Below are 12,002 nucleotides of genomic sequence, written 5' to 3' on the forward strand. Positions count from 1 at the left end.
ATGCCGCAGAGGTTAGCGCGCGTCGGGACGCTGCGCCAGATGGGTCAGCGACACGCGTTAGCTTGCTGGCGTGCCACCCGCGCCCACATCCCAGAAGACGCCCGCCATGACCCGCAGCGCATCACGGCTCAGCGATTTCAGCACATGCTCATCCGGCGCATGCTGCGAGCAGCCGCGATAGGAATGCGGCACCCAGACAGTAGGCAGGCCCAGGATATCAGCAAAGCTGTCATTCGGCAGCGATCCGGCCAGGTTGGGCAGGATATGGGGCGCCTTCCCGGCTGTCTTCTCGATCGAGCCGGTGACGAACTGCACCCAGGGATGCCCCGGATCCAGCCGCGTCGCGGCGAAAAAACCGCGATCATGCGGGACGATCTCGATCTGCTCATATCCGTGCTTGTCGAGATGGCGGCGCAGCGCGGGGATGATGTCCTCGGGATCGGTGCCGACGACATAGCGCAGCTGGCAGGTGGCGCGGGCCGATGCGGAAATGGCGTTGACCGGCGCTTCGGGCACGCCGCTGGTCATGGCGAGCACCGCAAAGCTGTTCCAGCCGTAGACCCGCTCGGCGGGGGTCAGGCTTTCCTCGCCCCAATCCTCGTTCACCTCGGGGCCCTCGCCTCCGGTGACCGGCAGGCCGTCCAGCGCCGCGCGCACGTCATCGGTCAGGCTGTCGGGACGCCATTCGGGAATCTGGATCTGTCCCCGCCGGTCGCATATGGTGGCCAGCGCATGTGCCATGATCATCGCCGGGTCGGCCAGAAGCCCGCCCCAGTTGCCCGAATGATGCGCACCTTCGCGCAAGGTCAGTGTCAGATCAAACGTCACGCCCCCGCGCGAGCCCATGAAAACCGTGGGCACTTCGGGCTGAAGACGCGGGCCGTCCGAGGCGATCAGCACGTCGGCGGTCAGCCGGTCCTTGTGGCTATGGAAGACCTCGGCCAGCCCGCTCGAGCCGACTTCCTCGCTCATCTCCAGCACGATGCGGGTGTTGAAGCCGAGGCTGCCGCGCGCGTCCAGAACCGCTTCCAAAGCGGCGATGTTGATCAGATGCTGGCCTTTGTTGTCGGCCGTGCCGCGCCCGTAGAGGCGGTCGCCCTCCTCGACCAGATCGAAAGGCGCCAGCCCCTCGCGCCACATGCGCTCCTGCGCGCGGATCACGTCGCCATGGCCGTAGGTCAGCACGGTCGGCAGATCGTCGCCCTCGCGCCGCTCGCCGATCAGCAGCGGGCCGCCGCGCGGGTCGGGATTGTCGATGATCTCGCAAACGAAGCCCATCTTGGCCAGCCGCGGCTCCATCGCCTCGGCAAGATAGCGGCGCAGCTCGGGACCGGTGCCTTCCTTCTGGCTTTCGGTGCGGTAGCTGACCAGGTCGGCCAGCTCGGATTGGAAAACGCCCTTGTCGAAATAGGCCGTAATGGTGTCGATGGCGGTCTCGCGGCTCATGGCTCAGTCCTCTTCTTCCAGCGCGGCATCGCCCCAGGGCGACATGATCTCGGTGCATCCGGTGTTGGTATCGCCCTTGCGCATCACGCCCGCCGGGCAGGCGAAGGCAAAGGGAAAGACGGTGCGCGGGGCGAGCGCGACATCGTTGCCCTCGCGCAGGCGGGCGAGGACGTCATTGCCGTGCGCCTCGTCTGCGACCACTTTCGGCCCGCCCGACACGTCGATGCGCGGATGGTGAAACGCCTCTTCGATATCCATGCCGAAATCGGTCACGAAAGAGGCCATTTGGGTCATGGCCGAAACGATCTTGCGGCCACCGGAGGCGCCGAAGGCAAAGCGGCGGTCACCCTGCTCGCCCAATACGGGGCAGACATTCATCAAGCACCGCTTGTCCGGGCCAAGCGAATTGGGCCGGCCCTGCACCGGGTCAAACCACATGATGCCGTTGTTCATCAAAAAACCGGTCGAAGGCGAGACGACCCGGCTGCCGAAGATCGAGAGCAGCGTCTGCGTCTGGCTGACCATGTTGCCCTCCCGGTCGACGACCGAAAAATGCGTCGTACAGCCGGGGGCCTCGGGGCTCTCGCCAGTGTCGCCCATCGTGCCCAGGCGCGCGGCATATGCGCCATTCAGCGCCTCGGCATAGGCGGCGAACGCATCGGGCTTGGCGCTCAGATCGCGGCCCTCCAGATCACCCATCGCATGGGCAAAGGTCGGCCCGGCGGTCAGCCCGTCCACGAGGTGAAAGCGGGCATCCCGGTAGGAGATGCTGAGCGGTTTCTGCATCGAGGCGCGGTAGCTGCGCAGATCATCATGGCTGAGGTACCCGCCCTTGTCCTGCACGTCCTTCGCCAGCGCCGCGCCCAGATCGCCGTCATAGAGCGCGCGCGCGCCGTCTCGTGCGATGATATCGAGGCTTGCGGCCATGCTGGCTTGGTCCAAACGTTTCTCGGCCAGCGCAGTCCAGCCCGAAATAGTCGGCCATTGCCCGTCTTCCAGAAAGAGGGCCGCCGCATCCGCATCTTCGGCCAGCGCACGGGTTGTCGAGGCGATGACCAGCGCAGCGTACCAATCGACCAGCATGCCCTGCCGGGCGTGGGCAATCGCGGGGGCCAATAGATCGGACCAAGGCATCCGGCCATAGGCCTCATGCACCTGCCCCAGCCCGTCGACGACGCCCGGCACGGCAATCGCCTTGGCGCCCTGCACGTTGACGTCGCCGGTCACATGCTCCCACGGGAAAAGATCTCCGGCAACGCCCCGGCCCGACAGCGGATAATCCTCGACACGCAGGCCCTTGGGCGAGCGCATGCCGTGATTGACCGCCACGGCCTTCTCCTCGCCCGCACGCCACAGCATCATGGCGCCGCCGCCCGCGGGGCCGCTCATCCATGGTTCAAGCACGCCGACGACAAAAGACGTGGCGATGGCAGCATCCACCGCATCACCGCCCGCGCGCAGCACCTCGGCCCCCGCCTCGGCGGCGAGGCGGTGCTGGGACGCGACGACGCCGCCTTTGGTCTCGACAACGTGCTTGCGGGTGTGCGCGGTGCGCGACAAAGACGAGGCCATGAGGGCGCTCCTTAACGATTAGACAGTGAAATCAGGGCGATACATCTTGCTATCCGGGTCGTGCAGATGACACTCGACCAGACCGCCATCACGCTCTACGGCGCGCGGCGCCTTGGCCTTGCACTCATCCTCGGCAAAGGGGCAGCGCGGGTGGAAATGGCATCCGGAGGGCGGCGCGATCGGGTTGGGATAGGCCGCACCCAGCTGTGTGTCGGGCACGCCCAGGCTTGGGTCGGGCGTCAACACAGAGTTGAGCAGCGCACGCGCATAGGGATGGCGCGGCGCATCGAAAAGCCCGCCCACTGGCGCCTCCTCGACGATACGGCCCAGATACATCACGGCGACGCGCGTGGCGAGGTGTTCGACCACCGCAAGATCGTGGCTGATGAAAAGATAGGTCAGGCCAAACTCTTCGCGCAGATCATTCAGAAGGTTCAAGATCTGGCTTTGCACCGACACATCGAGCGCCGAGGTCGGCTCGTCGCAGATGACGATCTCGGGGCGCATGATCAGAGCGCGGGCAATGGCGACGCGCTGGCGCTGACCGCCGGACATCTGACTGGGATAGGTGTTCAGGACGCGCGCGGGCAGACCGACCAGTTCCAGCGTCTCGCGCACGGATTTGGCGCGGCTGGCGGCATCGCCGATGCCATGCACGCGCAAGGGCAGCGACACGATGTCCGCGATGGTCTTGCGCGGGTTGAGCGACGAATAGGGATCCTGAAAGATCGGCTGAATACGCCGGGCGAGGGCGAGGCGGTTCTGACCGCCAATCTCCTCGCCATCGACCAGAACCTTGCCCGATGTCGGCGCCTCAAGGCCCAGCAGAATCTTGGCCAGCGTGGACTTGCCGCAACCGCTCTCGCCGACAAGGCCCAGTACCTCGCCGCGGCCCAGCGTCAGCGACACATCATTAACGGCCGTCAGAGGCTTGGCCTTGCCGAAAAGACCCTGCTTGACGCGGTAGGTCTTGGCAACGTTTTTCAGCTCCAATACGGGCGCGCTCATGCGGGCTCTCCTTCGGCGGCGCGGGCACCATCGGGATGCACGCACAGAAATTGATGGGGCGCCTCGCCCCGCTCGGGGATCGCGTCGCGACAGGCATCCACCGCGTGGGGGCAGCGGGTGCGAAACGCGCAGCCCTGTACGTCGCCCACCAACGACGGCACGATACCGGGAATGGTGCCCAGCTCGGCACCGCGCTCGGTCTTGCCGGGCTGCGGGATGCAATGCAGCAGCCCGCGCGTATAGGGGTGCAGCGGCCTGCCGAACACGTCACTCGCCGGCCCGGTCTCGACCAGCTCGCCCGCATACATGACGCCGACATGATCGGCGACGCGGGCCACGACACCCAGATCATGCGTGATCAGGATCATCGCGACGTTCATCTCCTTGGTCAGATCCACCAGAAGGCGGAGGATCTGCGCCTGAATGGTCACGTCGAGCGCTGTTGTCGGCTCGTCCGCGATGATCAGTTCCGGCTCGCACATGAGGGCCATGGCGATCACCACGCGCTGGCGCAAACCACCCGAAAGCTGGTGCGGATACTGGCCAAGGCGGCTGGCGGCGGCGGTGATGCCGACCTTCTCCAGCAGGTCGATCGCCCGATTGCGCGCAGTGTCGCGGCTGACATTGCGGTGCAGTTGCAGCGCCTCGATCAGCTGGTCGCCGATCGTGTAGGCCGGGTTGAGCGATGTCATCGGCTCCTGAAAGATCATCGCGATCCGGTCGCCGCGCAGGCTGCGCATCTTGCGCCGCGAGGCGGTGGTCAGCTCTGTCCCGTCGAAATCCATGCGCTCTGCCGAGCGGCGGATATTCTTGTCCAGCAGACCCATGATCGCGAGCGAGGTGAGCGACTTGCCCGACCCGCTCTCGCCGACGATGCAGAGCGTCTCGCCTCGGTGCAGATCGAAGTCGATGCCGCGCACGGCGTGCAGCATCCCGCTGGACAGCGGAATGTCGAGTGTCAGGCCCCGCACCGACAGGAGCGGTTTTGCAGTGTCTTGGCTCATCGCGTCAGCTCCGGTTTTCGGGGGCGGTGACGTCTCGCAGACCGTCGCCCATGAGGTTGATCGCCAGTACCAGCACGAAGAGGACAACGCCGGGGATCAGCACCAGCCACGGCTCGAACAGCATCATGTTCTTGCCCTCGGAGACCATGAGGCCCCAGCTGGGCGTGGGCGGCTGCACGCCGAGGCCCAGGAACGACAGCGCGGCCTCCAGAAGGATCGCGTGGGCCATCTCCAGCGTGACGATCACGATCAGGTTGTTGACGATGTTCGGCATGATCTCGGACAGCACGACACGGGTGGTCGAGGCGCCGATTGCCTGTGCTGCATGCACGTATTCGCGCCGCCGCACCTGAAGCGTAGAGGCGCGCATGACAACTGCAAAGCGATCCCATAGCAACAGGCCCAGCACGCCGATCACCACCTGAAGTGAGCCGCCCAGGATAGCGACGACCGCCAGCGCCACGAGCACAACAGGCATGGCGAGGCGCACGTTGATCAGAAAGGTCACGACCGCATCCACCTTGCCGCCGAAATACCCCGCGGCGACGCCCATCGCGGTGCCGATCACGCCCGAAATCAGCGCGGCCACCGCGCCAATCAACAGCGACACACGCGCACCGTAGATGAGGCGCGACAGGTAATCGCGGCCCAGATGGTCGGTGCCCAGCGGATGCTCCCACGTGCCGCCCATGAAGACGGGCTTGATCATCCGCTTGGTCAGTTCTTGGGCATAGGGATCGTGCGGGGCCAGAACGGGGGCGAGGATCGCCACCAGAACCAGAAGGAAAACAACGCCCAGACCAAAGAGAAGGCCGGTATGCCCCGTCACCCGCTTGCGCAGAATCTGGCGCGGGGTCGGGCCGCTGATTTCCTCCAGCAGAGGATCGACTGTCTTGTGAACGGCCATGTTACGAGCTCCTCATGCGGGGGTCGAGCCATGCGTTCAGCACGTCCGCCAAGAAGGTGAAGATGATGTAGAACATCGAGAAGATCAGGATCAGCGCCTGCACCGTCGGCAGATCATTGCGCGCGATGCTCTCCCACGCCAGATAGCCCGCGCCATGCAGCGCAAAGACCGACTCGACCACGATCGAGCCGCCCAGCATGAAGCCCATCTGAACCGCGGCAAGGCTGACGACCGGTATGATCGCGTTGCGCAGGGCATGCTTGAACAGGACGCGCCATTCCCCCGCGCCCTTGGCGCGCGCGGTGCGGATATAGTCAGAATTCAGAACCTCCAGCATACCGGCCCGCGTCAGGCGCATGATCGCCGGCATGGCGTAATAGCCCAGCACGATGGTGGGCATGATGAAATGCCGCCAGCTGGACGCGCCCGAGGGCGGCAGCCAGCCCAGCGTGATACCAAAGAGCACGATCAGGATCAGGCCAAACCAGAAACTGGGCATCGCCTGACCTGCGACCGATAGGAACAGCGCGACACGGTCGATGATCGAATTGGGGCGGATCGCGGCGGCCACGCCCAGCGGCACGGCGGTCACGAGGGCAAATGTAATGCCGCAGACGCCGAGCGTCATCGTCACCGACAGCCGGTCCCCGATCAGCGAGGCGACGGGAAGTTTGAAATAGTAACTCTCGCCGAAATCGCCGCGCAGCGCGTTCCAAAGCCATTCCGCGTATTGCACCAGCATGGGCCGGTCAAAGCCGTAAAGGCGGCGCAGTGCCTCGATATCCTCGCCACTTGCCGTCTCGCCGGCAAGGGCCGCAGCCGGATCGCCCGACAGGAAAAGCAGCGAAAAACTGATGAAGCTGACCGTGAAGGCCACGAGGATGGCAAGGCCAAGCCTCTTGAGTATGAATGGCAGCATGCGCTGCGACCTCCCTGCCGGAATTGCGGTTGGTTGGCGATCAGTGAAAAAGGCAATGGCCCGGCGGACGCGCACGCCCGCCGGGCCGATGGGACCGGATCAGTTCCAGGTCATGTCCGTAAAGCGCAGCACCTCATCCGCCGTCGGGGTATAGGCCACCTCTTTGGTCATGACGTAGTTGGTGTTGTAGCTGAACATCGGCGCCCAGTAGGCCTGATCCGCGATACGCTGCAGCGCCTTGCGGTAGAACTCCTTGCGCTCTTCCGGGTCGGTCGAGCTGTCGGCGACAGTCAGATACTCCAGCACCTGATCGTCCTGGGCATCGTCGAGGCTGCCATGCTTGAAGAACTGGCTGACCATCGCCGAGGCGTCGTTGATCGAGTAGCTGCCCCAGGTCAGGAAGGCCAGCGGCACTTCGCCCTTCATGTTCAGCTCGCGCAGGGCCGAATACTGCAGCAGTTTGAAGTTGGTCTGAATACCAGCGGCGTTCAGATAGCTGCTGACCGCCTCGGCATATTCACGGTCGCGATACGCGTAGAAATCCGTCGTGAAGCCATCGGGATAACCCGCCTCAGCCAACAGAGCGCGCGCCTTCTCGGGGTCGTACTCATAGCTGGTCACGTCCTGCGCGCAGCCAAACTGGCTGGGGAAGCATGCGGTCGAGACCACCTTGGATTTGCCCTTGAGCAGGTTGTCGACAAGTGCCTGACGGTCGATGGCGTGGTTGACGGCTTGGCGCACCTTGACGTCGGTGAAGGGGTTGGGGTCCATGCTGGACCGACCCGCGGCGTCCATCGACAGATAGCCGACGCGCATGGTCGACTCGTTCGACACGGTAAAGCGATCATCCATCGAGGCCATCTTCTCGGCCTGATCCGCCGGCACCTGCCAGATCAGATCAAGCGAGCCCGAGAAAAGCTCGGCCAGCTGCGTGTTGACGTCGGGAATCGTGCGAATGTCGATTTTCTCAATCGAAGGCTGGCCCTTGGGGCTGTCGTGATAGTCTTCGTATTTCTCCAGCACGAAATGCTGGCCCGGCTCGACCGAGACGACCTTGTAAGGTCCGGTGCCGACGGGCTTGAGGCCCATGCCCGAGGGGCCGACCTCTTCGTAATAGTCGGACGGGTACATCGACACGGGGCCGGACAGGAATTCGATCGCCGCCGGGAACACGTCCTTGGTGGTGATGCGCACGGTATAGTCGTCGATCTTCTCGGCGCTCTCCATCCAGTTCACATTGCGCTGCGTCTTGACGCCGCTTTCTTCCTTGGCGACGAAATTGACGGTGGCGACCACGTCATCGGCAGTGAAATCCGAGCCATCATGGAATTTTACGCCCTCGCGCAGCTTGAATTCCAGCGTCTTGTCGTCGATCCACTCCCAGCTCGTCGCAAGGTTGCCCTTGTACTCGTTCGTCTCGGGGTCGCGGTAGATTAGCCCGTCCCAGACAGCGCGCTGCATCACAACGCCTTCGCGCGACGAGTTGAAGAAGCTGTCGACGTTCTCGAGCTCTTTGGTGAAGGCGACATTCAGCGTGCCGCTGGCCTTGTCGGCGAGTGCAACGCCGCCGGCGCCCACTGCCAGCACCATGGCAAGTGCGGTGGATTTCAAAAACGTGGCTTTCATTTGGACCTCTCCCTGCCGCAGCGCGCTGCGGTCTCCTGTTTTCATTTGCAATCCAGTGCATATCATATAGCAATACACTAGATCACGATGTAATTATTTGAACCCTGCGCCTGCGCGGAAATCAAGCGCGAATTTCGCTCCTTCGACCTAAGCCTTTTATACGGCCCGAGATTTGATGACCAAACCCAAGCAAAACACGCTGTTCGTCGGATCATTGGCCAAAGGTCTGCGCATCCTGCGCGCCTTCGATGAGACACGAACCGAAATGTCGCTGGGCGCTCTGGCCGATGCGACTGGCCTCGACAAAAGCGCCGTTCAGCGCCTTGCCAATACGTTGCACATCGAAGGAATGCTGGACAAGGATCCCGTCACGCGCCGCTATCGGCCCAGCCACGCATGGCTGCGCCTCGCTTATGCCTACTATTGGTCCGACCCTCTGGTCGCCCGCGCCATGCCCAAGCTGATAGATCTGTCGCAGCGCCTGGGCGAGACGGTCAACCTGGCCGAGCTGTCGGGTGAGCACATCATTTACGCCGCCCGCCTGCCTTGCACGCGCACGATCTTTGCCGCCTCTGTACCGGGGCGGCAGGTGCCCGCCCTTATCACTTCTGCGGGTCAGACAATCCTTGCGACATACCCCGAAGACATGCGGGCCGCCGCAATCCGCGATTGGCATATCGCGCCGCATACGCCCCAGACGACGCTGGACCGCGCCGTCATCGCGGATCAGGTCGAGGCCGCACGCCGGGCGGGATACGCCATTACCCACAGCCAGATGATCCATGGCGAGGTCGGTATCGCCTGCGCGATCCGCGGCCCGGACGGGCGCGCTTGGGCGGCGGTGCACTGCTCGGTCTCGGCGCATCATTGGGACGATACGCGCATTCGCGCTGAAATCCTGCCGTGGCTGCAGGATACGGCCAATGCCATATCGCCGCAGATGCGCGGTTAGGACAGAACCGTTAGACGACGCCCGCGCGCAACAGATCGTGAAGGTGCAGGACGCCAACGAGGCGATTGCCTTCTTCCGCCACGATGAGCACCGTCCGCTTGCGTCCATTCAAAATCGCCAGCGCCTCGGGCGCCGAGCAATCGGGCGCGACCGTGATCGGCTGCTTGGTGGCGACGTCAAGGGCGCGGCGCTCCATCAACCCATCCATATTGCGGCGCAGATCGCCGTCAGTGATGATGCCACTGATGATGCCGTCCCGCGTCAGGACGCAGACGCCGAACCCCTTGGACGTCATCGCCAGCAGCACGTCCGCCATCGGTGCGTTTTCGTCCAGCGCCGGCAGCGCATCACCAGAATGCATCAGATCAGCCACGCTGCGCATCTGCGCGCCCAGCTTGCCGCCCGGGTGATAGACCCCGAAATCCTTCGGGGCAAAGCCGCGCCGCTCCATCAGCGCCACGGCCAGCGCGTCGCCCAGCGCCAGCGTCAGCGTGGTCGAGGTTGTCGGCGCAAGGCCGATGGGGCAGGCCTCGGGACAGGCCGGCAAGGTCAGGCGGTGATCTGCCGCTTTCATCAAGGTGCTATCCGCCTTGGACGAGATGCCGATCATCGGAATTGAAAACCGCTGCGTGTGATAGACGATATCGCGCAGCTCGGCCGTCTCGCCCGAGTTCGAGATCAGAAGGCAGGCGTCATCCGAGCCGATCATGCCAAGATCGCCGTGGCTCGCCTCGGTCGCGTGAACGAAATAGGCTGGCGTCCCGGTGGAAGCCAGCGTCGCCGCGATCTTGCGCCCGATATGGCCCGACTTGCCGATGCCCGACACGATGACGCGGCCCTTGCAGGCCAGCACCGTCTCGACCGCCGCCGCAAAATCTGCGGGCAGGTTTTCGGCCAGGTAGCGAAGCGCGTCCGCCTCGATCCCCAGCACCTTTTGCGCCGCCGCGATGCTGTTGGCGCTGTCCTCGGGCGTGGGATCGGTCATCGGCTGCGAATGCATGAAAATTCTCTCGTTTCTCGAAAGGGGACGTGAAGCGCTACTGTATCGATCCACGCCCCGGCAAGCCAGAGCGCGCGCCGATCAGGCGCCGTATCCCTGACGCCCGACACCCTCATAGGCCACAAAACCCGCCGCGCGCGCATCCTCGGCACTGTAGATATTGCGCAGATCGGCAAGGCGGGGCGTGGTCATGTCGCCTGCGATGCGGCTGAGGTCCAGCGCGCGGAATTCATTCCATTCGGTCAGGATGACCAGCAGATCGGCCTTTTCGGCGGCGCCATAGGCGTCGTCATGCCAGCTGACCCCATGCAGCAGCGCCGCACCCTCACGCTGGCCCTGCGGATCACAGATCTGCACCTTGGCCCCCCCGCCGACCAGCGCGGGCACGATCGACAGGCTGGGCGCGGCGCGCATGTCATCCGTGTCGGGCTTGAACGTGACACCCAGCACGCCGATGGTGCGGCCCGCAAAGCTGCCGCCGCAAAGGTCCAGCAGCTTGTCCGTCATGCGCCGCTTGACCGCCTCGTTCACCTCGATCACGGCCTCGACGATACGCATGGGGCTGGCATGTTCCTGCCCGATCCGCGCCAGCGCGGTCGTGTCCTTGGGAAAGCACGACCCGCCATAGCCCGGCCCGGCATGCAGGAACTTGTTGCCGATGCGCCCGTCCATGCCCATGCCACGGCTGACCTGTTTGACGTCCGCGCCGACACGCTCGCACAGCGCCGCAATCTCGTTGATGAAGGTGATCTTGGTCGCGAGAAAGGCGTTGGCAGCGTATTTGATCATCTCGGCGGATTCCAGATCCGTCACGACGATCGGAAAATCGCGCAGGTAGAGCGGGCGATAGATGTCGCGTAGCACCTTGGCCGCGCGTTCGCTCTGGACGCCGACAACAACGCGGTCGGGATGCATGAAATCCTTGACCGCCGCGCCTTCGCGCAGGAATTCGGGATTGCTGGCCACCTCGAAATCGAGCGCGGGGTTCGCCGTCGCGATCGTCTCCTGCACCTTGCGGTTGGTGCCGACTGGAACGGTGGATTTGGTGACCACGACGACGCCATCTGGCATGGCATGGGCCAGCTCGGTCGCCGCCGCCATGACATAGCTGAGATCGGCATGCCCATCACCGCGCCGCGTGGGCGTACCTACGGCGATAAAGACGGCGTCGGCGCCCACGACCGCACCCGCAAGGTCGGTCGTAAAGGTCAGGCGCCTGGCATCGACGTTGCGCGCCATGACCACATCAAGCTCGGGCTCGTAAATGGGCACCTCGCCCGCATCCAGCCGCGCAATCTTGGCGCTATCGCGATCGACACAAACCACCTGATGGCCGAAATCTGCGAAACACACTCCCGAGACAAGCCCGACATAGCCGGTTCCGATCATCACTATACGCAAGGCGGTCTCTCCCGTTTTTTCGTGGCCGGACCGCCGTGGTGGCGCGATCCGGCGAGCTTCTTCAATTCAAGTTCGCCGCACCGTTCGGCGCGCCGTATCTCAGCTTTTGCTTCGAAAGCCCCTAAAGCCGCCCCGCCGCAGAGGCAAGTGCGGCCTCCAATTCCGCA

Annotated in this window: 10 protein-coding genes; 1 reads left to right on the forward strand and 9 read right to left on the reverse strand. The window is 64.1% G+C overall.

From position 1 onward, the window contains the following. Positions 1–57: 57 nt before the first annotated feature. From BW975_RS16470 to BW975_RS16500, 7 genes are all read right to left on the reverse strand, one after another. A complete protein-coding gene (locus BW975_RS16470; protein ID WP_076535445.1) occupies positions 58–1,446 on the reverse strand; it encodes a M20 family metallopeptidase in 1,389 nt (462 codons plus the stop codon). A gap of 3 nt (positions 1,447–1,449) precedes the next feature. Beyond that, positions 1,450–3,018, reverse strand: coding sequence for a gamma-glutamyltransferase (locus BW975_RS16475; protein ID WP_076535446.1), 1,569 nt, complete (start codon positions 3,016–3,018; stop codon positions 1,450–1,452). Positions 3,019–3,036: 18 nt separating this feature from the next. Beyond that, on the reverse strand, positions 3,037–4,026 hold the full coding sequence (locus BW975_RS16480) for an ABC transporter ATP-binding protein (RefSeq protein WP_076535447.1): 990 nt from the start codon (positions 4,024–4,026) through the stop codon (positions 3,037–3,039). Further along, positions 4,023–5,030: an ABC transporter ATP-binding protein gene (locus tag BW975_RS16485; RefSeq protein WP_076535448.1), complete on the reverse strand. Its 1,008-nt coding sequence runs from the start codon at positions 5,028–5,030 to the stop codon at positions 4,023–4,025. Before BW975_RS16485 ends, BW975_RS16480 begins: the two co-directional genes overlap by 4 nt. Before the next feature lie 4 nt (positions 5,031–5,034). Further along, positions 5,035–5,937, reverse strand: coding sequence for an ABC transporter permease (locus BW975_RS16490; protein ID WP_076535449.1), 903 nt, complete (start codon positions 5,935–5,937; stop codon positions 5,035–5,037). 1 nt (position 5,938) lies between these two features. Continuing rightward, positions 5,939–6,856 carry an ABC transporter permease gene (locus BW975_RS16495; RefSeq protein ID WP_076535450.1) on the reverse strand — a complete coding sequence of 306 codons (918 nt, stop codon included), beginning with the start codon at positions 6,854–6,856 and terminating at the stop codon, positions 5,939–5,941. A 99-nt stretch (positions 6,857–6,955) separates the two neighbouring features. After that, complete coding sequence (locus BW975_RS16500; protein ID WP_244512625.1) at positions 6,956–8,446, reverse strand: ABC transporter substrate-binding protein; 1,491 nt, start codon at positions 8,444–8,446, stop codon at positions 6,956–6,958. A 211-nt stretch (positions 8,447–8,657) separates the two neighbouring features. Between BW975_RS16500 and BW975_RS16505 the strand changes: the two genes are divergently transcribed. Beyond that, a complete protein-coding gene (locus BW975_RS16505) occupies positions 8,658–9,434 on the forward strand; it encodes an IclR family transcriptional regulator (RefSeq protein ID WP_076535452.1) in 777 nt (258 codons plus the stop codon). A gap of 10 nt (positions 9,435–9,444) precedes the next feature. On the opposite strand, the gene BW975_RS16510 is transcribed toward BW975_RS16505, so the two are convergent. Together BW975_RS16510 and BW975_RS16515 are read right to left on the reverse strand one after the other, a co-directional pair. Further along, positions 9,445–10,434: a KpsF/GutQ family sugar-phosphate isomerase gene (locus BW975_RS16510; RefSeq protein ID WP_244512623.1), complete on the reverse strand. Its 990-nt coding sequence runs from the start codon at positions 10,432–10,434 to the stop codon at positions 9,445–9,447. A gap of 81 nt (positions 10,435–10,515) precedes the next feature. After that, the gene (locus BW975_RS16515; protein WP_076535453.1) at positions 10,516–11,835 is read right to left on the reverse strand and encodes a UDP-glucose dehydrogenase family protein; all 1,320 of its coding nucleotides are present in this window, start codon (positions 11,833–11,835) and stop codon (positions 10,516–10,518) included. Positions 11,836–12,002 lie beyond the last annotated feature (167 nt).

This window comes from Roseovarius nanhaiticus, from assembly GCF_900156535.1.
GTDB classification, from domain to species: Bacteria; Pseudomonadota; Alphaproteobacteria; order Rhodobacterales; family Rhodobacteraceae; genus Roseovarius; species Roseovarius nanhaiticus.